Source organism: Pseudomonas sp. NPDC096950, from assembly GCF_044762525.1.
GTDB lineage: Bacteria > Pseudomonadota > Gammaproteobacteria > Pseudomonadales > Pseudomonadaceae > Aquipseudomonas.
In genome coordinates this window covers 595,603-618,295 of record NZ_JBIWEL010000001.1, presented here as the reverse complement: position 1 = coordinate 618,295, position 22,693 = coordinate 595,603, and the positions used below count along the sequence as shown (strand labels likewise).

At 58.6% G+C, this 22,693-nt stretch carries 20 protein-coding genes; 12 read left to right on the top strand and 8 right to left on the bottom strand.

Annotated features, from left to right (window positions below):
* The first annotated feature begins 40 nt into the window (after positions 1 to 40).
* The 5 genes from ACIQY3_RS03050 to ACIQY3_RS03030 all read left to right on the top strand — a co-directional run bounded on the left by ACIQY3_RS03050 (position 41) and on the right by ACIQY3_RS03030 (position 4,983).
* Positions 41 to 397, top strand: coding sequence for a hypothetical protein (locus tag ACIQY3_RS03050; protein WP_403017110.1), 357 nt, complete (start codon positions 41 to 43; stop codon positions 395 to 397).
* Between the two features lie 40 nt (positions 398 to 437).
* Positions 438 to 1,223 (top strand): hypothetical protein, encoded by a 786-nt coding sequence (locus ACIQY3_RS03045; protein ID WP_403017108.1) that lies wholly within the window; start codon positions 438 to 440, stop codon positions 1,221 to 1,223.
* A gap of 90 nt (positions 1,224 to 1,313) precedes the next feature.
* Positions 1,314 to 2,363: a hypothetical protein gene (locus ACIQY3_RS03040; protein WP_403017106.1), complete on the top strand. Its 1,050-nt coding sequence runs from the start codon at positions 1,314 to 1,316 to the stop codon at positions 2,361 to 2,363.
* Positions 2,364 to 2,416: 53 nt separating this feature from the next.
* Complete coding sequence (gene tssI, locus ACIQY3_RS03035; RefSeq protein ID WP_403017105.1) at positions 2,417 to 4,426, top strand: type VI secretion system tip protein TssI/VgrG; 2,010 nt, start codon at positions 2,417 to 2,419, stop codon at positions 4,424 to 4,426.
* A gap of 14 nt (positions 4,427 to 4,440) precedes the next feature.
* Positions 4,441 to 4,983, top strand: a complete 543-nt coding sequence (locus ACIQY3_RS03030) for a toxin-antitoxin system YwqK family antitoxin (protein ID WP_403017103.1) — start codon at positions 4,441 to 4,443, stop codon at positions 4,981 to 4,983.
* A gap of 233 nt (positions 4,984 to 5,216) precedes the next feature.
* Here the strand turns inward: ACIQY3_RS03030 and ACIQY3_RS03025 are convergent, their stop codons facing one another.
* The gene (locus ACIQY3_RS03025; protein ID WP_054047418.1) at positions 5,217 to 5,609 is read right to left on the bottom strand and encodes a DUF4280 domain-containing protein; all 393 of its coding nucleotides are present in this window, start codon (positions 5,607 to 5,609) and stop codon (positions 5,217 to 5,219) included.
* 188 nt (positions 5,610 to 5,797) lie between these two features.
* Here ACIQY3_RS03025 and ACIQY3_RS03020 point away from each other — a divergent pair, with 188 nt between their 5' ends.
* The 3 genes from ACIQY3_RS03020 (at position 5,798) to ACIQY3_RS03010 (ending at position 9,070) form a co-directional block, all read left to right on the top strand.
* Positions 5,798 to 6,865 (top strand): phosphotransferase family protein, encoded by a 1,068-nt coding sequence (locus tag ACIQY3_RS03020; RefSeq protein WP_403017101.1) that lies wholly within the window; start codon positions 5,798 to 5,800, stop codon positions 6,863 to 6,865.
* A gap of 38 nt (positions 6,866 to 6,903) precedes the next feature.
* Positions 6,904 to 7,671: an SDR family oxidoreductase gene (locus tag ACIQY3_RS03015; protein ID WP_054047414.1), complete on the top strand. Its 768-nt coding sequence runs from the start codon at positions 6,904 to 6,906 to the stop codon at positions 7,669 to 7,671.
* A gap of 283 nt (positions 7,672 to 7,954) precedes the next feature.
* On the top strand, positions 7,955 to 9,070 hold the full coding sequence (locus ACIQY3_RS03010) for a Gfo/Idh/MocA family protein (protein WP_403017098.1): 1,116 nt from the start codon (positions 7,955 to 7,957) through the stop codon (positions 9,068 to 9,070).
* Here ACIQY3_RS03010 and ACIQY3_RS03005 read toward each other — a convergent pair.
* The 5 genes from ACIQY3_RS03005 to ACIQY3_RS02985 form a co-directional block, all read right to left on the bottom strand.
* Entirely contained in the window at positions 9,067 to 9,714 is a 648-nt protein-coding gene (locus ACIQY3_RS03005) for a trimeric intracellular cation channel family protein (protein ID WP_403017096.1), read from the bottom strand. The genes ACIQY3_RS03010 and ACIQY3_RS03005 overlap by 4 nt on opposite strands.
* A gap of 493 nt (positions 9,715 to 10,207) precedes the next feature.
* The gene (locus tag ACIQY3_RS03000; protein ID WP_163909718.1) at positions 10,208 to 10,456 is read right to left on the bottom strand and encodes a DUF1652 domain-containing protein; all 249 of its coding nucleotides are present in this window, start codon (positions 10,454 to 10,456) and stop codon (positions 10,208 to 10,210) included.
* Between the two features lie 193 nt (positions 10,457 to 10,649).
* Positions 10,650 to 12,146 carry a PAS domain S-box protein gene (locus ACIQY3_RS02995; RefSeq protein WP_403017093.1) on the bottom strand — a complete coding sequence of 499 codons (1,497 nt, stop codon included), beginning with the start codon at positions 12,144 to 12,146 and terminating at the stop codon, positions 10,650 to 10,652.
* Between the two features lie 344 nt (positions 12,147 to 12,490).
* The gene (locus ACIQY3_RS02990) at positions 12,491 to 12,739 is read right to left on the bottom strand and encodes a DUF6124 family protein (RefSeq protein ID WP_403017091.1); all 249 of its coding nucleotides are present in this window, start codon (positions 12,737 to 12,739) and stop codon (positions 12,491 to 12,493) included.
* 522 nt (positions 12,740 to 13,261) lie between these two features.
* Positions 13,262 to 14,182: a bifunctional oligoribonuclease/PAP phosphatase NrnA gene (locus ACIQY3_RS02985; protein ID WP_403017089.1), complete on the bottom strand. Its 921-nt coding sequence runs from the start codon at positions 14,180 to 14,182 to the stop codon at positions 13,262 to 13,264.
* A gap of 196 nt (positions 14,183 to 14,378) precedes the next feature.
* Here ACIQY3_RS02985 and ACIQY3_RS02980 point away from each other — a divergent pair, with 196 nt between their 5' ends.
* From ACIQY3_RS02980 to ACIQY3_RS02970, 3 genes are read left to right on the top strand one after another with little or no spacing between them, the layout of a single operon-like run.
* On the top strand, positions 14,379 to 15,227 hold the full coding sequence (locus tag ACIQY3_RS02980) for a lipase family protein (protein WP_403017087.1): 849 nt from the start codon (positions 14,379 to 14,381) through the stop codon (positions 15,225 to 15,227).
* An 11-nt stretch (positions 15,228 to 15,238) separates the two neighbouring features.
* Positions 15,239 to 16,735 carry a hypothetical protein gene (locus ACIQY3_RS02975; protein ID WP_403017086.1) on the top strand — a complete coding sequence of 499 codons (1,497 nt, stop codon included), beginning with the start codon at positions 15,239 to 15,241 and terminating at the stop codon, positions 16,733 to 16,735.
* Between the two features lie 24 nt (positions 16,736 to 16,759).
* Complete coding sequence (locus ACIQY3_RS02970; RefSeq protein ID WP_403017084.1) at positions 16,760 to 17,515, top strand: hypothetical protein; 756 nt, start codon at positions 16,760 to 16,762, stop codon at positions 17,513 to 17,515.
* A gap of 52 nt (positions 17,516 to 17,567) precedes the next feature.
* On the opposite strand, the gene ACIQY3_RS02965 is transcribed toward ACIQY3_RS02970, so the two are convergent.
* Positions 17,568 to 18,851 (bottom strand): Zn-dependent hydrolase, encoded by a 1,284-nt coding sequence (locus ACIQY3_RS02965; RefSeq protein WP_403017082.1) that lies wholly within the window; start codon positions 18,849 to 18,851, stop codon positions 17,568 to 17,570.
* 142 nt (positions 18,852 to 18,993) lie between these two features.
* The gene (locus tag ACIQY3_RS02960) at positions 18,994 to 20,478 is read right to left on the bottom strand and encodes an NCS1 family nucleobase:cation symporter-1 (RefSeq protein WP_403017080.1); all 1,485 of its coding nucleotides are present in this window, start codon (positions 20,476 to 20,478) and stop codon (positions 18,994 to 18,996) included.
* Positions 20,479 to 21,099: 621 nt separating this feature from the next.
* On the opposite strand from ACIQY3_RS02960, the gene hydA reads away from it, so the two are divergent.
* Positions 21,100 to 22,539 carry a dihydropyrimidinase gene (hydA, locus tag ACIQY3_RS02955; RefSeq protein WP_265045000.1) on the top strand — a complete coding sequence of 480 codons (1,440 nt, stop codon included), beginning with the start codon at positions 21,100 to 21,102 and terminating at the stop codon, positions 22,537 to 22,539.
* The last annotated feature ends 154 nt before the right edge of the window (positions 22,540 to 22,693 follow it).

The following is a 22,693-nucleotide window of genomic DNA, read 5'->3' as shown; positions in this document are numbered from 1 at the left end:
CTCCAATACCAAGGCACCTGTATGTACAGGGAGTAAGTGTATGGCATTTACAACAGCGCAACTGGCGACACAGTTGAATGTTCGAGCACTCAGCACGTGGGCAGCATCCACCCCGGAAAACCAGGAGCCCCTGCTACAGGGCTTTACCGAGTACTTCACCGCCGTACAAACCTGGATCACCGGCAATAACGGCGCAACGCCCTTTGGCTGGAACAACCTCCACGGACTGACCACGCGAAACGGCACTCAAGTCGTGCTGCAGGGGCCGGCACAACGAGCGCCGTTCAATGACGCATTCGACGATGTCAGAACACACTTGATGACTCCAGGTTTTCGTCTTTATCAAGCAGGCCAGGCCATCGTGCGCTTGATTGGAGTATTGGGGCGGTTGGGGTGACGACTGCAAGTGGGACGAATATTTAACAATAGGAGACGCCATGACTCGCTGGATCAATCAATACGGCTCCGTCTCACCAGATCAGACAGTCTTTACGATGGCCGCAGATCAATACGGCCCCATTTATGCCGCGCATGGCAAATCCATGGGAGCCACTTGGGCCCACTGCATTCTGGGCCCGGACATCGCCGCACCGGGGGGTATTCAGGTCAACAACCAACCCAGTATTGGCGGTGAAGGCTGGAACACGCCGTGGATTGGCATGGGATTTCCGGGTCATACCTTTGTTGAAGATGTGGTGAGTTGGAAACGGGCGCATTTGATCAATGGAGAATGGGGCGGCTCCGGTAGTCAGTGGAATAACCTGACGATTCTCAGCTCGCAGGCCAACAGTTGGCACACCGGCATTGAAAACCATATTCGTAACTTTCTGAACGCCTGCCGTAACTTTGACTTGCACAACCCCATGCCTAATTATTGGGTTGGCGTGGAGTATCAAGTCGTCAGATCAACCGACACCTACGCCATCCCGCCGGCCAATATGAACGATCTCTATACTTATGTCCCGTCGCATATTGTCGTCAGATGGCGGGCCGTCAGCTTGCCGAAGATCGCCGGCGCCATCCACATTGTGATTGCCAACGCAGTGGCCAATAGAGTGGCACTGGCCGCGCTGCCGGTGAATTTCGGCGGATTCCCTCCTTACAACGTGCCAGGGGCATTGGCGGCTCACCAACATACCGGCAACTACATGGCGGGTGCGCCTGCCATGCATGCGCCCAATGCCAATAACTTCGATCAAGACGTGGAAATACATAACGTCTGAGTAAATTGACAAAAAGGGACAGCGTTATTTTTATCGAATATATAAGACGTCTCTTCACATCCAGGCCTGCCCACGTCCAAGGAGTTGCTCATGTACATCATTGACCTTGCAAAGCTAGCGGGTTGCAGCAAAGGAGTAGCAATGACCCGGTTTGGCGATGTGGATGCGCATGGCAAAAAGGTCTACACCGAATGGTTGAAATCAAAGTTAAATGAAGCGTCTTTATTGTCTCCTACACAGCCCATAAAAGATAACTCAGAGCGGTCTATTACCATTAATAGACTTATGCAAAACCCGCGATGGGAGTTAGACCTGGACAATGCGCTGCGCGAAGCATGGAGAATAAAAACTCTGATGCCCGAGGGTCCGGAGGCATTCGCTGCAAAAATCTCGGCTTATATCACTCTACAAAAAAATACTGACCCCACGTGGCCCATTTACCCCGTCATCAACTCCCAATGGAAAAGTGACGCCTGGCTCACCGGGCTTTTTTTATTTGCGCCAGACACCCCGATATTAAATCCAGAGAACATAGGATATGGGCTGAATGCGGGCCCCATCCCCGAACGCACACTAGTACCTGAAAACCCAGACTATACCTATGATGTGCTTTACATAGACGATGCCAGCTATTCAGGAACCCAAGCATTTAACTTGATGAATAACATCTTTTTTTCCGGGCTGCGTCCCCGCCGAATTTATATCATGCTCTGTGGCATGAGCAGCCTCGCCCAGGAGCAAATTAGCAAATCACTGCTATTTAAAAGAAGCGACTGCAAGCCTTATATGGATCCTGGCGTTACAACCCCTATAAATACACATTGGGATATTACAAAGGACACCCAAAATCTGTTGTACCAGTTTTTTAACGGCGCCCACATCGAGGCGGACCCCCAAACAATAAAACCAAGACCCACCAAAGGCCACCTGCCGATTTTTCTGAATAATTGCCTGATGATGCTGCCGTACAAAATACCGGATTCAATATCTGTACCTACTCATCTTTATCTGGCCTACGACCCCACACTGAAAGCCTCTATTTTTGAAAGCGAAGGCGGGCATATTTTCGTCACCAATGGCGGGGCAAACTACCGTGACGTGATGGCCAAAAGCGCCGCACACTATGCACAAAAAATATGAATAACCTGTTCAAAGGAATCACCCAGTCATTGCCCAATACCTGAGGCCATTCAATGCCCCGCACCACCGACAGCAACACCTCTATCTCCCTCACCGCCACTTCGCTGTCGGCGCTGTACCCTGAATCGCTGTCCGGCGAGGAATCGCTCAACGGGCTGGGCTCGCAAATCCTCAACGGCCTCAACGACGGCACCTCTCTCACCCTGACCACCGCCGTCGCCACCCACGTCACCACCACACTGCACAACGACGCCCTGCTTCGCCCCTTCGATGCACTGGTCGCCGAGATCCGCCAACTCCCCGCCGACGCCACCGCCGAACGTTATCAACTGGTGTTAAGGCCATGGCTGTGGTGGCTGACCCTGGCCAGTAACAACCGTGTGTTTCAAAACCTCGCGACCTCGGACATCGTCACCACGATTTTCAAGGCTCACGGGTTTACCGAGTTCAAACTGTCGCTCACCGGCAGCTATACCCCGCGCGAATACTGCGTGCAGTACGGCGAGACGGATTTCGCCTTCGTTTCACGGTTGCTGGAAGAAGAAGGGATTTTCTGGTTTTTCACCCATGAAGACGGCAAGCACACCTTGGTGCTGGGGGACAGTAACGACGCGTTTGTGCCGATTCCCAACGGGCCGACAGTCAACTACCTCGGCCAACAGTTGGGCGAACGTGAGTTGCATGGGATTCGTTCCGGCCAGGTGTGCATGCAAGCCGTCGCCGGGGTGTATCGGGCGACGGATTATGAGTTCACCACGCCGACCACGTCGCTCTACGGCCAGGCCGAAGCCGTCGCCGGGCCACGCTCTATCTATGAACATCCGGGCGGCTATAACGCCAAAGCTCGCGGCGATGCGTTGACCAAGCAGCGAGTCGACGGGTTGCGCAGTCAGGAGAAACGTTTTGTCGGTGAAAGCGACTGTCGCTGGCTGGTGCCGGGGCATTGGTTCACCCTCGCGGGCCATGATGATGCGAGTCTGAATATCGATTGGGTGGTGACGGCGGTCACCCATGAAGCCAGCCACGAAAACTATCGCAATCGCTTTGAAGCAATTCCCAAGGCCACACCGTTCCGTCCGGCGCGGACCACGCCCAAACCGCGGATGCATACGCAAACCGCCATTGTCGTCGGCAAGTCCGGCGAAGAAATCTGGACCGACGAATATGGTCGGATCAAGTTGCAGTTTCCTTGGGACCGCGACGGCAAGAATGACGAAACCAGTTCCTGCTGGGTGCGGGTGGTGCTGCCCTGGAGCGGCAAGGGTTTCGGCATGCAGTTCATCCCGCGCATCGGCCAGGAAGTGATCGTGACGTTTATCGATGGCGATCCCGATCGGCCACTGGTGACCGGTTGTGTCTACAACGGCGACAACGCCCTGCCCTACGCGCTGCCGGCGAATCAGACCCAGTCCGGGATCAAGACCCAGTCGTCCAAGGGCGGTGGCGGGTTCAACGAGTTGCGCTTCGAAGACAAGAAAGACGCCGAAGAGGTGTTCTTGCAGGCGCAGAAGGATTTCAAGATCAACGTGCTCAACGACACCACCGCGACCGTCGGCCACGACGAAACCCTGACGGTGCAGAACGCGCGCACGCGCACGGTGAAGGACGGCGACGAGACGGTGACCCTGGAGAAAGGCAAACGCAGCGTGACGATCCAGACCGGCAGCGACACCCTCGATGTGAAGGACAGTCGCACGGTGACGGTTGGTACCGACCAGACCCACAGCACCGGCGGCAATTACGACCACAAGGTCACCGGTAATTACAGCCTGACGGTGGACGGCAACCTGACGATCAAGGTCAGCGGCACCCTGACCCTGCAAAGCGGCGGCAGTTTTTCGATCAAGAGTGGCGCCGATTTGGCGGCGGAGGCCAGCACGTCAGTCACCCAAAAGGCCGGTACATCCTTGAGCAATACGGCCGGGACCACGTTGACCAACAAGGCCGGCACCACACTGACCAACGACGCAGGGGTTAGCCTCATGAACAAGGGCGGCGCCGAGCAGACCGTGGACGGTGGCGGCATGTTGACGATCAAGGGCGGGTTAGTGAAGGTCAACTGAGGAGGTTTACGACGATGTCATCCAGCAAAGTGGACCTGGACCGTGGTGACAGTCACATGGACGGTCGCCTGGTCGATGAGCGACTGGAAGGTCCACTGCATATCAAGGAGGCCGGCCGGCCCCAGGCCGATCTGAATTACAGCCAGGGGGAATTGCAGGGCACGAGTTTGTTGTATCACCCCAATGGCAAGGTGTCGGCGCATTTGCCCTTTGTGCGGGACAAGTTGCAGGGGGTCGCCAGTTTCTATGCGCCCGAGGGTTGGTTGCAGCGCAAGGCCAGTTACCGCCGGGGTTTGCTGCATGGCGAGGCAAATAATTACTTCCCGGACGGGCAACTGGCCGAGGCCGAGTTCTATCGCGATGGGGTGCGTGAGGGGCGTTATCAGCGCTTTCATCCCAACGGCAAACCGGCGGTGGATGCGCGTTATCTCAATGGGCAACTGGTGGAGCCGGAACAGGGTTTTGCCAGCGATGGGCGACCGCTGGATGCCGAGGGCAAGCCGATTTCCCGGGTGCGTTGGTGGGTTCGGCGGTGGACGGATCCCGAACAGGCTTGAGTTTTATGTGGGTAGTGAGGGCCTCATCGCGAGCAAGCCCGCTCCCACAGTTTTGATCGGCGCGGGACACACCTTTTGCATCCACCGAAGATCCCCTGTGGGAGCGGGCTTGCTCGCGAAGAGGCCGGCACATCCAGCATCAATGTCGCCTGACACACCGCCTTCGCGAGCAAGCCCGCTCCCACATTTTTGATCTGTGTCGGACACAAACCTGTCATCCACAGGGTTTGGTGTCAGGGGATGAGCATTTGCATCTGCCCCGGCATGGCGATTTTGATCACCCCTGCCCAGTTGCACATCAAGATGCTGTTGGCATCCAGCGCCGGCATGTTGCCGAGCAGCACGGTGGGTGCGCCGGGGAGCCACGGTGAGGCGGTGGCCGGGATGCAGGGCATCGGGGTCAATACGCCGAGCGCCGCAGCGGTGGCGGCCGCGACCATCGGGTTGGCCATGCTCATGCACACGCCGAACGGCATGACGTTGACCAGCGGAATGTGGTCCATGATGTTGGCCGCCGGCATGCCGCCGGTCAGGGTTCGGTTCACCGGCAACACATTAAGCACGGCGGGCGCCGCGCCGAAGCTGCATTGCAGGGTTGCGGTGGCACACACTTGCGGACAACCCATTTCAAACCTCCTTCCTGGAAGCATTGCATCCCCAGAACCATAGACCGCCGCGCCGGTTCTCGCATCAGGAACGCTGATTATCCAGCAACACGCTAACCTATAAGACCGAGCCGCGCTTGTGGCACGCCCGTCTCACCATTAGATTAGCCAATGATGTCTGGCCTCCAAAATAAGCAGAAGGGATAAGCATGGCGCTTACTGACCAGTCCACCCGTATCCGCTCTGGCGAAGAACTCGATGCCAGCCTGATCGATCCGTACCTCAAGGCGCATATTCCGGGTTTGAGCGGCTTGCCGCAGATCAGCCAGTTTCCCGGCGGCGCGTCGAACCTGACTTACTTGCTGGAATATCCCGAACAGGAATTCGTCCTGCGACGCCCGCCGTTCGGCCACAAAGCCAAGTCCGCCCACGACATGGGCCGCGAATTCCGCATTCTCAACCAACTCAAGGACGGCTTCCCGTACTGCCCCAAAGCCTACGTGCACTGCACCGACGAATCAGTGATCGGCGCCGAGTTCTACGTGATGGAGCGGGTCAACGGCATCATCCTGCGCTCGGAACTGCCACCGGAACTGGGCCTGGATTCGGCCAAGACCGAAGCGCTGTGCAAAAGCTTCATCGACAAGTTCGTCGAGCTGCACCGGGTCGACTACAACGCCTGTGGTCTGTCTGACCTCGGCAAACCCGAAGGCTACGTCGCACGGCAGATCAAAGGCTGGAGCGAACGCTACGAGAAAGCCCTGACCCCCGACGCGCCACAGTGGGAAGCGGTCAAGGCCTGGCTCAACGACAAGATGCCGGCCGACCACCCGACGTCGAGCATCGTCCACAACGATTACCGCTTCGACAACGTGATCCTCGACCCGCACAACCCGATGGAGATCATCGGCGTGCTCGACTGGGAGCTGACCACCCTCGGCGACCCGCTGATGGACTTGGGCAACACCCTCGCCTACTGGATCGAGGCCGGCGACCCGGCGCCGGTGCAACTGATGCGCCGCCAGCCGAGCCACGCGCCGGGCATGCTGACCCGCCGCGAATTCGTCGATTACTACGCCGAACGCTCCGGCATCCAGATCGACAATTTCGACTTCTACTACACCTACGGCCTGTTCCGCCTGGCCGGCATCGTGCAGCAGATTTACTACCGTTTCTTCCATGGTCAGACCCAGGACAAACGCTTCGCGCAGTTCATTCACATGAACAAACTGCTGGAGCAGATGAGTTTGCAGGTCATCCAGAAATCCAGCCTTTGATCCAGGCCCTCTAACAAGACTTTTTATAAGAGAATCCCATGTCCAAGACTCAGTTGTTCGACCTCGACGGCAAGATCGCTTTCGTCTCCGGCGCCAGCCGTGGCATCGGTGAAGCCATTGCCAAACTGCTGGCCCAGCAAGGTGCCCATGTGATCGTTTCGAGCCGCAAACTCGACGGCTGCCAACACGTGGCCGACGCGATCATCGCCGCCGGCGGCAAAGCCACCGCCATCGCCTGCCACATCGGCGAAATGGAACAGATCACCCAAGTCTTCGCCGCCATCCGCGAACAGTTCGGGCGTCTGGACATCCTGGTCAACAACGCCGCCACCAACCCGCAGTTCTGCAACGTGCTGGACACCGACCTCAGCGCCTTCCAGAAAACCGTCGACGTGAACATCCGCGGCTACTTCTTCATGTCCGTGGAAGCCGGCAAGCTGATGCGCGACAACGGCGGTGGCAGCATCATCAACGTGGCGTCGATCAACGGCATCTCGCCGGGGATCTTCCAGGGCATCTACTCGGTGACCAAGGCGGCGGTGATCAACATGACTAAAGTCTTCGCCAAGGAATGCGCGCAATTCGGCATCCGCTGTAACGCCCTGCTGCCGGGCCTGACCGACACCAAGTTTGCGTCGGCGCTGGTGAAAAATGACGCGATACTGAAGACCGCACTGCAGCAGATTCCGCTGAAGCGCGTGGCGGATCCGAGCGAGATGGCGGGTGCGGTGCTTTATCTCGCGAGTGATGCGTCGAGCTATACCACGGGTGTTTCTCTGAATGTGGATGGGGGTTTCCTGTCCTGAGTTGATTCAACGGAACACAAAAAAAGGCAGCCTCAGGGCTGCCTTTTTTGTTGACGTTGCGGACGCCTTCGCGAGCAAGCCCGCTCCCACAGGGGACAGGGGTTGACCACAAATATTACATCCAATGCAGATCCAATGTGGGAGCGGGCTTGCTCGCGAAGCAGGCGACACGATCTCACAGGCCAACTCACAACAAAGAAATTTAATTCCAACAATTGCAAATAACGAATATTTATTCCATAAATAGCCCTCCTGAAAACAAAAATCCAAAAGGACCCCGGCTATGCGCGAACTCGGTATCGGACTCATCGGCACAGGTTTCATGGGCCGTGCCCACGCCTTGGCGTTTCGCAACGTCAGCGCGGTTTTCGAGCTGCCTCTGAAGCTCAAACTCGCCGCCCTGGCCGACGCCGATCCGCAACGCGCGCGGCAGTGCGCCGAGGCCTGGGGTTTTGACAGTGCCCACAGTGACTGGCAGCAGTTGATCGATGACCCGAAGGTCAATCTGATCGCCATCACCACGCCCAACCACCTGCACTACCCCATGGCCATGGCCGCCCTCGCCGCCGGCAAACCGGTGTATTGCGAAAAGCCGTTGGCGGTGAGCCTAGAACAGGCCAATGCCATGCGCCTGGCGGCCAAAGCGGCGGGTGTGGTGACGCGGGTCGGTTATAACTATCAGCACAACCCGATGATTGGACTGGCAAAGGAACTGATTCAGAGCGGCGAGCTGGGCGAGATCATCAGTTTCCAGGGTGAGTTCAGCGAAGATTTCATGGCCGATGCCACCTCGCCCTGGTCCTGGCGTTGCGACGCCGCGCATGCCGGCGGCGCACTGGCGGACCTGGGCAGTCACTTGCTGGCGATGGCCCGTTGTCTGGTGGGCGATGTCGAAGCGGTGTGCGCCGACACCCAGACCGTGCATCCACAACGCCCCGCCACTGCCGGTAGCCTGGAACAACGCACCATCGCAGTGGACGATCAGGTCCACGCCCTGCTGCGCTTTGCCAGCGGCGCCCGTGGCACGTTCAGCAGCAGTTGGCTCAAGCACGGCTACAAAAATCATCTGAGTTTCGAGATCAGCGGCACGAAAGGCACCCTGACTTTCGATCAGGAACGCTTGAATGAACTGCGTCTGTTCCGTGCCGGGCAGGACGGCTTCCAGCGTTTGCTGGCGGGGCCGAACTTGCCAGGTTACGCGGCGTTCAGCCCGGCGGCCGGGCATCAACTGGGTTACAACGAACTCAAGACGCTGGAGGTGCATGACCTGGTGATGGCGTTGGCCGGGCTCAGCCAGGGCGGGACGGATTTCGATCAGGCGTGGGAAGTCGAGCGATTGGCGACGGCGATACGCTTGGCCGCCAACGAATCACGCTGGGTCAGGCTTGAGGAGGTTTAACCGCCGATGACCTTCGGCAACTGCCAGCCGTAATTCACCGACAACAGCCGCAACAGCAGGCATGCCGCGCCGGCCAACAGCGCGGCAGCCACCGGTGGCACGCCGCAACGTCGTCCGACGATCAGCACCACCGCGCCGACAAATGCCGAACTCGCATACAAATCTTCCTGCAACACCACCGGCACCCGTGCCAGCACGATGTCCCGCAGAACGCCGCCACCGACCCCGGTGATGGTGCCCATGAGCGTCGCCACAAACGGCGAGATCCCGAAATTCAACGCCTTCTGCGCCCCAGCTACCGCGAACAACGCCAGCCCCGCCGCGTCCAGCACAATCAACGTCGAACCGGACCAGCCCAACACCTGCTGATGGAAGACAAACGCGACCCCGCCCATGAAAAACGCCAGGGCCGGGTAGCGCCAATCGGCCACGGCATTGGGTGGCGTCGCGCCGATCAGCAGGTCTCGGGTCACGCCCCCGCCCAAGGCGACAATGAAGGAAATCACCATCACCCCGAGCAGGTCGAGGTTGCTGCGCATGGCGCTGATCGCACCTTCAACGGCAAACACCGCCGTACCGACCAGGTCGGCCACCAGCACAATCTTTTCGACGCGAGGCTTCAATGGGCTTACTGAGTCACGCAACGGGTGGTCGTGGTGGTTCGAGTCACCTGCTCATCCATGCGCGCATCGCCCATCACATCGGTTTTATCCAGGGTTTCACAGGTGCGTTCAGGCGGAGGCGGAGGTGTCACGGGGGGCGGCGGTGGCGGACTGGCACAACCACTGAGAATCACCGCGCAAAATGCGAGCGACAGTGGTGTGAAAAGGCGTTTCCCAAGAATAGTCATAGGCTGGCCTGCGGTGGGTCATCGACGTATTTCCGCGACACGAAAAAACACCGCGCAGCCGCGCACCGGTCGCAGAAAAATAAGTACCACGCATTTCTTATAGCCCAGCCACCGGCCAATGCCAGTAAACACCATGAAACGGGGGGTTGTATCGATCACAAATGGCGGTCATACCATCAATCTACAGTGTGAGCGGGCTTGCTCGCGAATGCGGTGTATCAGTCGAGTTCATAACTGAATGACACACCGCCTTCGCGAGCAAGCCCGCTCCCACAGGTGTTTATGGCTTACGAGGTTTCGGGGCGATGCAAGCCATTGCTCTCAAGCTCATACCGCAGCTCTTCGATCAACGCGACCACCGCGTCCGGGGTTCTGAGGTTCGCCACACTCAACCCACTGACCACCAGATCCACCTGGCCAGACGCCGGGTGATAGAGCTTCACGGTCAAGGAGTTGTCGCCCGTGAGCGTGCATTCACAAGCCAGCGGCGAAAAACTGCGCTCCAGTTGAGCACGCAACTGCGCTAGATAAATCATCCGATTCACCCGACCAACACTGCTTGATCGAACACATTACTGAACTGTTGATAAGCCATGTGGCTGTTCCTTTAGCTGTTTCGAAGGGGACGCGATAGCGGTCCGATGACGCCTGTCGCACCCTCACAGACTAAGAACTGGCGCCCCGCGCCAGAACATCCATTTGCACCCTCCCCACTAGTGCATTTGCACCTTATCGCGACCCCTTCGGTCGCCACTCGCTGGAGAACAAACCGCGCTCCCGCGCCCACACAATTGCCTCACTGCGGCTGTGTACATCGAGCTTCGAATACACCGTGGAAACGTGATTGCGCACCGTGTTCGGCGCCAGTTTCAGGCGTGCGGCGATTTCCTTGTCGGCCAGGCCTTCGCAGATCAGGCCGAGCACATCGCGCTCCCGGGCCGTGAGGTCGGTGAACGACACACTGGGCAGCTTCGGCGAATTGACGCTCTTCACGTTGGCGAGTTTTTCAATCAAAGTGCGACTGAACCAGGACGCGTCCTTCATCACCTCTTCAATCGCCGACACCAATTCCAGCTCGGTGCGTTTGCGCTCGGTGATGTCCATAAACACCAGCAAGTAGCAGGGGCTGTCCTGAATGTTCACGGTGTCGGCGGACACCGTGCACTCAATCAGCTCTGCGCCCTTCTTGCGCACCTGCACATCGACACGATCCAGGCTGCCGGCCTTCTCCAGCGCAGCAAACAGTCGCGTGCGGGTGCTCTTGTCATCGATGAAGTCGACCTCGGCCACGGTTTTGCCGAGCACTTCTTCGCTGGAGTAAGCCAGGGTATCGAGGAAGGCTTCATTGACATCGATCACCAGTTGACTCTCGGCGTTGCACACCAGCGTCGGCACCGGCGTCAGGCGAAAGGCCTTGGCGAAACGCTCCTCGCTCTGGCGCAGGGCGAGTTCGACCTTGTACCGCGGTTCCATGTCGACGAATGAAAACAGCATGCAGTCTTCTTCGTTGAGCTCCAGAGGTTGCCCGGCCACGATCACCTGCTTACTGCTGCCGTCCGGTAGTTTCAGCTCGGCTTGCATCTGCGGAATGGTCGAGTGCTGGCGCAAACGCTCGATCGCCAGGTCTTTCTTTTCCGCGCCTTCCAGGATGTCCAGCTCATAGATCGATACGCCGATCACCTGATCGCGGTTGTAGCCGGTCATTTCCTGGAAGCCCTGGTTGACCTTGATGTAGCGCAGATCGCTGAGACGACAAATCACTGCCGGAGCCGGGTTGGCGTTGAAGGTTTTCTCGAAACGCTGCTCGGCGCTGGCCCATTCGGTGACGTCGTTCATGATCAGCACCAGGGATTCCGGCTCACCGGCGCTGTTCGCAAGTCCCATGCTGCGCACGCTGTGGACTCGCATGCGTTCTTCGTCATCGGCCGGCATCACTTCCACCAGCACATCACTGAAAATCTCGCCCCGGGCGATGCGGTTGATCGGGTAATTGTCCGCCGGCACCGGGTGATTGTTGCGATAGCGCAAGGCGAAACGCTTGGCGTACTCCTTGGCATTGGCGCCCAACTCGTCGAGTCGATTGACCCCGTGCATCGCCAGCGCGGCGTCATTGGCCCAGAGAATGGTCTGGTCAAGCTCCAGCAAAATCACCCCGTCGGACAAACCGGCAATGATCTGCTGCAACTGACGACGATTGGTTTCGGTGGTCAGGACGTCCTGGCTCATTGGATCTCCACAAAGTGCGGCGGCGCTGTTACGCGCCGCCCTGTGAAGATTACGACCGCAGGGGGTCGGGATAGTGCGGCCGAAGCGCGTTGGCCCCGGTTGTAAACACTGTCCCCCTGTGGAAGCGGGCTTGCTCGCGAAGGCGGTGTGTCAGGCAACAGAGATGTTGAAGGTGATGGCCCCTTCGCGAGCAAGCCCGCTCCCACATTGGTCTGTGTTGTGATCGTTCCCACGCTATGCGTGGGAATGCCGCCCGGGACGCTCTGCGTCCCAGCAGCGGACGCGGAGCGTCCATTGATGCATTCCCACGCGGGAGCGTGGGAACGATCAGTAACCTACCCTGCCTATCCCTGCGAATCGAGATTATCCAGCGCCCGGTTCACTGCCAGTTCGCCCAGCATGATGATCTGGGCAATGCCAAGCAGCGTGTGGCGGTGCGGGCCTTCGAGGAATCCGGCCAGGTCGCTGGTCATTACATTGGCCGAGGCCAGGGATTCGCAGGCGTGGGCCAGCAGGGATTCTGTGTTGATGTCGGGGGAGACGAAGAAGAATGGACTGGGTTTGCGCGGGGGGTTGGGTGTGTCTTTGAACATGGTGAAGCTCCTGTAGAGATGGAGCCGTCCCGACCTGTCGCTAAACAAGTAAGGGCGGCGGCTGAACGCAGGTTAGCGAACCGGGTACAGGCACCCCGGTAGACCCCGAAGGTCTCCCGCGCACAGCCGCCAAAACACAAATTGCAGACAAAGCCTGCAATAGAGCTCGGAGTACTGTTGCGCCTGTATATGATCCGGGTCGCTAAACCCGATCGCTGAACATTCAGCGACCCGGAAATGATAAAGACCCCGCACAAGGCGCAAAAGCCGGCGGATTCTGGCGTAGTTGTAGGCAAAGGCGCAAGGCGATGTAGCCTCGCTTTTCCCTGTGTAGGAAAAGTCTTTAGCTACAAGATTTTTCGATAATGGCGGCCAGCGCTGTCAGGAAAAATAAACCGAAAGATCAAAAGATCGCAGCCTTCGGCAACTCCTACAGAAATTGCGTACAACACGAAATATCGGATATACCCGGTTCATGTAGGAGCTGCCGAATACTGCGATCTTTTCGGCGCACTGATTTTGTTACGCACTGCTCGAAACAGCCAACCCCATCGCCACCAACTCCTTGCGCAACAGCGACCGTTCATGAACAACCAGACCATCCTGACAATCGACTCGCAGCAAATCGCCTAACTTCTTTTGGCTGATCAACGGCTCGACCAAAAAATAGCTCCTGCGCTCGCTGATACTGATGACATTCAGCAGCCAGTCATCCCCTTGTACTGCCAGCCACTCAGAGATCGTTTGACGATGTTGCTGAATCAATGCCTGGGCATCCCACACCGTCATCTGCGCAAACACATGAGGCAAACCCGTTTCCGGTTTCATCCGTTTCATGTCCGCCGCCAACGCTGCGGCAAGATCGGATTGGATCATCGCCTGGCACTCTTGGAAATACTGTTCAGACCAGTCCACGGGCAGTTTGGCGTATCGCCTCAGCGTCCCGTACGCCCGGACATCCGCCTCGGTAACCAGTTGTCCGGTGAAGTTCATCGTGTTGTCGAGGATCGCCGTCGCCAGCAGCGCTGCGCTTTGCTCGCTGATATTGGCAAGCAACCCTGACATTTCCCAACGTTCAAAGACCTGCGTCGCCGCGGCGCCAATCCGTCGGATGTCGGCGGCGTGGCCCAGTTTCTGCGTCCAGAACTTTTCGAATCCCGGATGGTGATCGATAACCTCCACAACCCGATCGAGCACCACCAGCGGATCGAAATGTTCGAAATCAGAGACGTCCACCAGCACGAACTCATCGCTGACTTCGGGCGCGTAGTTGTCCAGGGTAACCGGCCACTCGAGGACAGACTTCGAGACACTGGCATTGGGTGTCGCACTACTGACCGCGCGGGCCGCGACGCCTTGAAGATTGAGCAATTCGGCATAGGCAATCGCGCAGGCGTACGCGTCGATATCCAGATAGGCCGAGCCTGATGTGACTACTTTCATGAAGCATCCCTTTGGCATGTGCTTTCCATTTCCGGGCAACCTCGCACACTTTAATGACGAACAGGTAACAGCAAGGGCAGACCTTTCAGTTTTTTTTCGATACGCGCCCCACTCTGTTCTAGAGTTGATAAACACCCCGCCCGACTTCAAGCAGTGTCCGGCCCTGACGTTGAATGGAAATCCAGGATTTTCAGTCATGCCGCTGCCCTATGATCCTTCTCGTAAAGCGCTGTACAAGCCCGAAGACCGGAGCAGTGTTTTCGGCACCGGGCCTCTCGATACGTTGCGCCTGTGCAGCGAAGCTTCGCGTCTGGCCTACCTGCGCTTCGATCAGTCACAAGCATCCGGGACGGTGTTGGCCAATACGCTGGCCCTGGCGGGTTTCACCGATGCTTTTCAAACGTTTGTGCACCGGCCTACCGATGGGGCCGGCTACGGTGTGATGAACGACGACAAGGTTGCGTTGCTGGTGTTTCGTGGCACGCAAGCGGATCACATGCTGGACCTGATCACCAATATCCAGTTTGGCCTGTCCTCCTGGAACCTGGGGCCGGGCAAGGTTCACCGCGGCTTTGAACTCACCGCGCTCGGCCTATGGAAACAGGTCTTGCCGTGGCTTCAGGGCCCTGCCGGCCACCGCCAGCAATTGCTTATTTGCGGTCACAGCCTCGGCGGCGCAATCGCCTCGTTGCTGGCCGTCCCGGCCCAGGCCAATGCGCTGGTGACGTTCGGCTCGCCGAGAGTGGGTGATGCCGGTTTCGTGCAAGGCCTTGCGGGCCTGGACTCGATTCGCGTCGTCGATTGCTGTGACCTCGTTCCCCTCGTGCCACCGACTTCGCTGTTGCTGCCGTACGAGCATGTCGGGGCGTTTCACTACATTGATCTGTCCGGCACTGTTCACTTGAGCCCGAGCGCCGCGTTCATGGCGCAGGATCAGCAACAGGCGGAACTGGATTACGCCGCCCACTGCAAAGGCTTCGACAACGTCGTGACCCGACGCCTGGCCGACCATGCGCCGATCAATTACATCCGGGCATTTTGGTAAAGGAGAAACCAATGATTCTGATCGTTCGCCCCTTGATCAGCCCCCCCACGGAAAAAGCCAAGGTACGGCTGTGGGTCGGTCTGTTCGGTATCGCCAACCCTGCCCAACCTACGTTTTTTCTAGGCAAAACATCGCGACCGCCGCCGCAAACCCCGGCCACGCCCGCCGACGGTGAGCAGTTGTATCCGATCCGCGATAACGTTGTGGACGGTCACGAAAAACCGCTGAACCACCAGGGCGTCTTCACGTTCGACTCGTTGGGCTCGGGCATCAATCACTGCTTTCGCGTGGTGGTGGGTGGCGAAGACCAGTGTTTCGAATTCACCTCCTTGCCCGACAAAGTCCCGCTGTCCGGTGCACCGCTGAACATTCTGCTGTCATCGTGTTACTACCGGCCCAATGACAAAAACAAAATCCTCGGGGATACGATTTCCCGCCTGCCGCAACCCTGTCGGCCAGACCTGTCGCTGTTGGCGGGCGACCAGGTTTATCTGGATGTACCAGTGGTCGGTTCATGGCGATTCAGCCTCGAAAGCATTCAAACCATGATCGGCCAGAAGTACTTCGAAAACTGGTGTTCACAAAGTTTGAACCTGGCGGGCCTGCAGACCGTGCTGGCTCGCACCCCGACGGCGTGTATTCCGGACGATCATGAGTTCTGGAACAACTACCCGCTGAGGCAGGCCCAGCTACTTCCGGAATGGCTGATCGACAAGGATGGCTGGTCCGATGTTGCCATGAGGTTGTACCAGGACTTCCAGTTGGGTGGACGCACGCCCAACGTGCGCGACATGCCTGGCTTTCAGCGCATTGATGTCGACCCCTTGAGCATCCTGATGCTCGACACTCGCAGCCGTCGGGATGACGAGTTCGAGCGGTTGATGCCGGACGACGCCGTGACGGCTATCGAGGCCTGGGCCAGCGAGCTGATTGCGGCGAAAGCCACTCCGTCCCCCAAAGTCGGGATTCTATCGGCAGGGCAACCGCTGTTCACCGATCCACCCGGTTTCATCGGCCAGCGTGTCGTCGATGGCGACCTCGCCAACTACACGCAATTTTCGGTCATCGAAGAACAACTGGAGCGGGTGGTCAGCCAAGGCATACCGGTGGTGTTTCTCACCGGTGATGTGCACTGGAGCCGGGTCTGCGCGGCCCGTTATGGCTCATTTCCCACGCCCATGCTGTACGAAGTGATCTGTTCACCCTCGACCATGATTCCACCCTCGCCCGGCGACAAGCTCGTGGACAGTGTGCGCGGCAAGGACTGGCCCGGCTTTCCTTCGGCGCCGATGGAAATCCCGCGCAGATTTGGCCAAAACAACCACTTCAAGGTCTCCAGGCGCGGCGAGGACGACTACTTCGAATGCAATGGCAACCAGGTGTCGGTGCTGCAGTTTCGCCGGGCGGGATTCGGCGTGGACATGACCGTCAACTATTTCGAAGTCAGTACCGATCCGCAGCGGCAACGTCGCAAAACCACTCAGGCCTACAAACTACGGTTCTATTGATTGGGTCCAAAAAGGAGATTCGCCATGGCGCATGCCCATAACTCTTCCGCAGAGATATCCAACCTCCAGTACAAGGAGCTCAAACGCAACAAACAGGAAAACAATGAAAAGTGGATGCACAGGGCAATCAAGAAGCTGAATTTGAGCCTGGACAATTGGTCATATGTCGCCTTGTTCGGGGGGCGCGACATCATGGCGTTTCGTCTGAGGGTGGCGCAGTCTCACCTTCGCAGTGACCTGTTGCCGTCTTATTGGTCAGAGGCGGCGCTGATCAAGGTCGATGGCGACAACCTCACCGCGATTCATGTGCCACTGTTCCAACCCGAACGGGCTGAATTTGCGACTAAACGTAATGGCGTGGTTGAACAACCGATGAGCCACTTCACCAGTGCCGAGCGCTGGGAAAACATCTCCGTCATCGCCCTGCCGGTGCCTCAGGCGACGATCCTGCAAGCCATCGAAACCTTCAAGCATTCGCGGTCGCCGGTCGACAGCCTGGAATATGTGCTGCGCTGGCTGGCCTTTTCGTGGGGTGCCGGGCGCACGGCCAACCCGATTCACGAAGGCATCGGCCTGCCCTCGGCAACCATGCTGGAGGTCGCTTACAACGCCGTTCAGTTCGACCTCACACCCGGCCTGGAGTCCAGGGCTTCATGCCCGGAATACCTGTGGATCATGGCGAAGTATTGGTATCCCTACTACGAGCAGGTGGGCACAAAAGAAATACCCCGTGGCTACTTCTTCACGCCGGACAGCTTCTCGATTCACGACCCCAAGTGACGCACTGATGAAAGGTCGCCGCCCCAAGACCGGGACGGCGACCGATCCGGCCTCAAGCCGCCAACTGCCCCCCGGCAATCGCCTTTGAGGCCGCCAGCATCGCCCGCAACAACACTGCGCACCCGGCCGCCAAATCATCCGGCGCGGCGTTTTCGATTTCGTTGTGGCTGATCCCGCCTTCGCACGGTACGAAAATCATCCCCGCCGGGCCGAGTTCGGCGAGGAAGATTGCGTCGTGTCCGGCCCCGCTGACGATGTCCATGTGCGATAAACCAAGGCCTTGGGCCGCGCCGCGTACCGCGTCGACGCAGCCCTTGTCGAAGTACAGCGGCGGGAAATCGGCGGTGGGTGTCAGTTCGTAGGTCAGGCCGTGTTCCTCGCAGGTGGTTTCGATGACTGCGCGCACTTCGGCGATCATCGAGTCCAGGCGCGCCGGTTCCAGATGCCGGAAGTCGAGGGTCATGCGCACTTCGCCGGGGATGACGTTGCGCGAGCCGGGGTAGGCTTGCAGGCAACCGACGGTGCCGCAGGCATGAGGTTGATGGCCGAGGGCGGCGCGGTTAACGGCGCCGACGATGACCGCGGCGCCGACCAGGGCGTCCTTGCGCAGGTGCATCGGGGTCGGGCCGGCGTGGGCTTCGACGCCGCGCAGTTTCAGGTCGAACCATTTCTGCCCGAGTGCGCCCATGACGACGCCGATGGTTTTGTGTTCGTCTTCGAGGATCGGGCCTTGTTCGATGTGCGCTTCAAAGTAAGCGCCGACGGCATGGCCGCTGACTTTGCGTGGGCCGGCGTAGCCGATGGCGTTCAGCGCGTCGCCGACAGAGACGCCGTCGACATCGACCTTGGCCAGGGTGTCTTCGAGGGTGAATTTTTCCGCGAACACACCGGAGCCCATCATGCACGGTGGAAAGCGTGAGCCTTCTTCGTTGGTCCAGACCACCACTTCCAGCGGCGCTTCGGTTTCCACGCCGAGGTCATTGAGGGTGCGCAGCACTTCGACGCCGGCCAGCACGCCGAAGCAGCCGTCGAATTTGCCGCCGGTGGGTTGGGTGTCGATGTGGCTGCCGGTCATGACCGGTGGCAGGTCCGGGTTGCGGCCTGGACGACGGGCGAAGATGTTGCCGATGCCGTCGACGGTGACGGTGCAGCCCGCCTCCTCGCACCAGTTGACGAAAATGTCCCGGGCCTGGCGGTCAAGGTCGGTCAGGGCCAGGCGACAGACCCCGCCCTTGACCGTGGCGCCGAGCTTGGCCAGTTCCATGAGCGACTGCCACAGGCGATCGCGGTTGATGTGCTGATGGGTGGATTGCAGAACGTCTACGGCAGCGTTCATGGGGATCTCCTCAGGCTGTTCTTATGAGTTTCTTCAGGCAAACTTTTGGTGTATTTGAGGCCGCCTTCGCGAGCAAGCCCGCTCCCACAGGGGAACGCATTTCAAAATGTGGGAGCGGGCTTGCTCGCGAAGAGGCCAGCGCTCACACCGGTGATTTCGCGATGGACGGGCTCGGGCGCATCGAGCACAACCCGTAATAAATCACCCCGCCCAGCGCCGATCCGGTAAACCAGCCATAGCTGTAGAACCAGCTGAACGCATCGCTGCCCAGCGACAACAACGTCAGCACCACCGGCACGCCGAACGCGATAAACCCGAACCAGTTCCACGCCGGGTACACGTCATCGCGGTACAGCCCGGCCAAATCCAGTTGCTGTTTCTTGATCAGGAAATAGTCCACCACCATGATCCCGGCGATGGGCCCGAGCAGGCTGGAATAGCCGAGCAACCAGTTGGAATAGACGGTTTCCAGGCTCACGTCCGAAACGATCCAGCCGAGTTTTTTCAGCAGTTCATGGCCCATCAGCAGCAGCCCGACCAGCCCGGTGAGCAACACCGCTTTGGTCCGGTTGATGACTTTTGGCGCGATGTTCTGGAAGTCGTTGGTCGGGGACACGATGTTGGCGGCGGTGTTGGTCGACAGCGTGGCGATGATGATCAACGCCATGGCCACCGCGACCCACACCGGGCTCTGGATATGCCCGATCAGGCTGACCGGGTCGGAGACAGTGACGCCCACCAGTTTCACCGACGCGGCGGTCATGACGACGCCGAGGGCGGCGAACAGGAACATGGTCAGGGGCAAGCCGAAAATCTGCCCGAGGATCTGGTCCTTCTGACTTTTGGCGTAGCGGCTGAAGTCCGGAATGTTCAGGGACAATGTGGCCCAGAACCCGACCATCGCGGTCAGCCCGGCAGCGAAGTAGCTGACCACACTCGCGCCTTCAGGACGCTTCGGTGGAATCGCCAGCAGTTCAGTCATCGAGACATTAGGCATCGCCCACACCAGCAGGCCGATGCCGACTGCCACCAACAGCGGCGCGGACAGGGTTTCCAGCCATTTGATCGACTCGGCCCCGCGCAGCACCACCCACAAATTCAGCGCCCAGAACACCATGAAACCGATCACTTCACCGGTGCCGCCGAGGGATTTCCAGCCCTCGAACACCGAGCCGAGAAACAGGTGAATCGCCAATCCGCCGAACATCGTCTGGATGCCGAACCAGCCGCACGCCACCAGTGCGCGAATCAAACACGGCACGTTGGAACCGAGGATGCCGAAGGATGAACGCAGTAACACCGGGAACGGGATGCCGTACTTGGTGCCGGCGAAGGCGTTCAGGGTCAGCGGGATCAGCACGATGAGGTTGGCAAACAGAATCGCCAGCAGCGCTTCGCCCACGCTCAAGCCGAAATACGCGGTGAGCACCCCGCCGAGGGTGTAGGTGGGCACGCAGATCGACATGCCGATCCACAACGCGGTGATGTGCCATTTGTTCCAGGTTCGTTCGTGCACCTTGGTCGGTGCCATGTCGTGGTTGTAACGGGGACTGTCGAGGACGTCGGTGCCGGCTTCGAGCTCAAACAAGCCGTCGCGCTCGGTCACTTGCGATCTGATCTGTTGCATGGCCGCTCCACTGTTCTTTGAATTATTTTTGCTCATCAGGGGCTGGCGCCTGAGGGCGCGAGCCGACGATGGCCGGAGGAACTGACAACTTTTACGGACCGGCCAAGGTGTCAGCGGCGGCATCAATAAACGTGCCGGGGTCCCCGCCTGCATCTCACACCGCACCATAAAAACTTTATAACCAACTGATGTTTATCAGTTTTATTCATTCAACTTTCGAGTCCCCGGTTACTTGTCACGCCACTCAGGCCGAATGGGCAGCAAGTTGTCGGAACAGTCAGGACTCAATCTGGTGCATGGATCTTTTTTTCAAAGTTGCGCATCAACCATAGACCATCCTCAAGCGGCTGATTTCACATAGGAAATCTGGTCTTTTTTTCGATCCTGTCAAGTGCGTCAAAATGGTGACTGGCCTCACCATTTTGGTGATTTGTGTTTTTAATCGTTATTTATCAACAAGTTATTAACGATATATGCTTATAAAAAATAATCTTGCTCATTCCGTAAAGTCCAGCTAGCGTCTATTCCTGACAGCGCTGACAGGAATACACCTGTTTGCGTCAGCTTCATATAAAACATTTAGAACCGGCATAAGTCGGTCATGCCTGCGAGGAACTCGGAATGTCTCTGTTGATCCGTGGCGCCACCGTTATTACCCATGATGAAAGTTACCGCGCCGATGTGTATTGCGCCGACGGCGTGATCAAAGCCATTGGTGAAAACCTGGATATTCCCGCCGGGGCCGAAGTGCTCGACGGCAGCGGCCAATATTTGATGCCTGGCGGCATCGACCCCCACACCCACATGCAACTGCCCTTCATGGGTACCGTGGCCAGTGAAGACTTTTTCAGTGGCACCGCCGCAGGTCTGGCCGGAGGTACCACGTCGATCATCGACTTCGTGATTCCCAATCCGCAGCAGTCGTTGATGGAGGCGTTTCATCAGTGGCGCGGCTGGGCGGAGAAGTCGGCGTCGGACTACGGGTTCCACGTCGCGATTACCTGGTGGAGTGAGCAGGTGCGCGAGGAAATGGCCGAGTTGGTCAGCCATCACGGCATCAACAGCTTCAAGCATTTCATGGCGTACAAGAACGCGATCATGGCCGCCGATGACACCCTGGTGGCGAGTTTCGAGCGCTGCCTGGAACTTGGCGCAGTGCCGACCGTGCATGCGGAAAACGGTGAGTTGGTCTATCACCTGCAACGCAAGCTGATGGCCCAGGGCATTACCGGCCCGGAAGCCCACCCGCTGTCGCGCCCTTCGCAAGTGGAAGGTGAGGCCGCGAGCCGGGCGATCCGCATTGCCGAAACCATCGGCACGCCGTTGTACCTGGTGCATGTCTCGACCAAAGAAGCCCTCGACGAAATCACCTACGCCCGCAGCAAGGGCCAACAGGTCTACGGCGAAGTCCTCGCCGGGCATCTGCTGCTGGATGACAGCGTCTACCGACACCCGGACTGGCAGACCGCCGCCGGCTACGTGATGAGCCCGCCCTTCCGCCCGCGCGGCCATCAGGAAGCGCTTTGGCATGGCCTGCAATCCGGCAACCTGCACACCACCGCCACCGACCACTGCTGCTTCTGCGCCGAGCAAAAAGCCGCGGGCAAGGACGACTTCAGCAAGATCCCGAATGGCACCGCCGGCATCGAAGACCGCATGGCCGTGCTTTGGGATGAAGGGGTCAACAGCGGTCGTTTGTCGATGCAGCACTTTGTGGCGCTGACCTCCACCAACACCGCGAAGATCTTCAATCTTTATCCGCGCAAAGGCGCGATCCGCGTCGGCGCCGATGCTGATCTGGTGCTGTGGGACCCGGAAGGTACGCGCACCATCTCCGCCAAAACCCACCATCAGCAGGTGGACTTCAACATCTTCGAAGGCAAGACCGTGCGCGGCGTGCCCAGCCACACCGTCAGCCAGGGCCGCGTGGTCTGGGCTGATGGCGACTTGCGCGCCGAGCGCGGTGCCGGGCGGTACATCGAACGGCCGGCGTATCCGGCGGTGTTTGATTTGCTGAGCAAACGGGCTGAGTTGAATAAGCCGGTTGCAGTGAAACGCTGAGATCGAGGCCTTCGGCCTTCGCGAGAAAGCCCTCTCCCACAGGGTGAATGCATTCCAAATGTGGGAGCGGGCTTGCTCGCGAAGAGGCCGGCCCAGGCGACACAAAAAACCACTGCCCACCAGAGGCAGCACCTCAAAAAAACATGAGGCCTTA

Coding starts and splice junctions, on each gene's coding strand:
- ACIQY3_RS03050 (WP_403017110.1), top strand. CDS start 41: ATGGCATTTACAACAGCGCAACTGGCGACACAGTTGAATGTTCGAGCA.
- ACIQY3_RS03045 (WP_403017108.1), top strand. CDS start 438: ATGACTCGCTGGATCAATCAATACGGCTCCGTCTCACCAGATCAGACA.
- ACIQY3_RS03040 (WP_403017106.1), top strand. CDS start 1,314: ATGTACATCATTGACCTTGCAAAGCTAGCGGGTTGCAGCAAAGGAGTA.
- tssI (WP_403017105.1), top strand. CDS start 2,417: ATGCCCCGCACCACCGACAGCAACACCTCTATCTCCCTCACCGCCACT.
- ACIQY3_RS03030 (WP_403017103.1), top strand. CDS start 4,441: ATGTCATCCAGCAAAGTGGACCTGGACCGTGGTGACAGTCACATGGAC.
- ACIQY3_RS03025 (WP_054047418.1), bottom strand. CDS start 5,609: ATGGGTTGTCCGCAAGTGTGTGCCACCGCAACCCTGCAATGCAGCTTC.
- ACIQY3_RS03020 (WP_403017101.1), top strand. CDS start 5,798: ATGGCGCTTACTGACCAGTCCACCCGTATCCGCTCTGGCGAAGAACTC.
- ACIQY3_RS03015 (WP_054047414.1), top strand. CDS start 6,904: ATGTCCAAGACTCAGTTGTTCGACCTCGACGGCAAGATCGCTTTCGTC.
- ACIQY3_RS03010 (WP_403017098.1), top strand. CDS start 7,955: ATGCGCGAACTCGGTATCGGACTCATCGGCACAGGTTTCATGGGCCGT.
- ACIQY3_RS03000 (WP_163909718.1), bottom strand. CDS start 10,456: ATGATTTATCTAGCGCAGTTGCGTGCTCAACTGGAGCGCAGTTTTTCG.
- ACIQY3_RS02995 (WP_403017093.1), bottom strand. CDS start 12,146: ATGAGCCAGGACGTCCTGACCACCGAAACCAATCGTCGTCAGTTGCAG.
- ACIQY3_RS02990 (WP_403017091.1), bottom strand. CDS start 12,739: ATGTTCAAAGACACACCCAACCCCCCGCGCAAACCCAGTCCATTCTTC.
- ACIQY3_RS02985 (WP_403017089.1), bottom strand. CDS start 14,182: ATGAAAGTAGTCACATCAGGCTCGGCCTATCTGGATATCGACGCGTAC.
- ACIQY3_RS02980 (WP_403017087.1), top strand. CDS start 14,379: ATGCCGCTGCCCTATGATCCTTCTCGTAAAGCGCTGTACAAGCCCGAA.
- ACIQY3_RS02975 (WP_403017086.1), top strand. CDS start 15,239: ATGATTCTGATCGTTCGCCCCTTGATCAGCCCCCCCACGGAAAAAGCC.
- ACIQY3_RS02970 (WP_403017084.1), top strand. CDS start 16,760: ATGGCGCATGCCCATAACTCTTCCGCAGAGATATCCAACCTCCAGTAC.
- ACIQY3_RS02965 (WP_403017082.1), bottom strand. CDS start 18,851: ATGAACGCTGCCGTAGACGTTCTGCAATCCACCCATCAGCACATCAAC.
- ACIQY3_RS02960 (WP_403017080.1), bottom strand. CDS start 20,478: ATGCAACAGATCAGATCGCAAGTGACCGAGCGCGACGGCTTGTTTGAG.
- hydA (WP_265045000.1), top strand. CDS start 21,100: ATGTCTCTGTTGATCCGTGGCGCCACCGTTATTACCCATGATGAAAGT.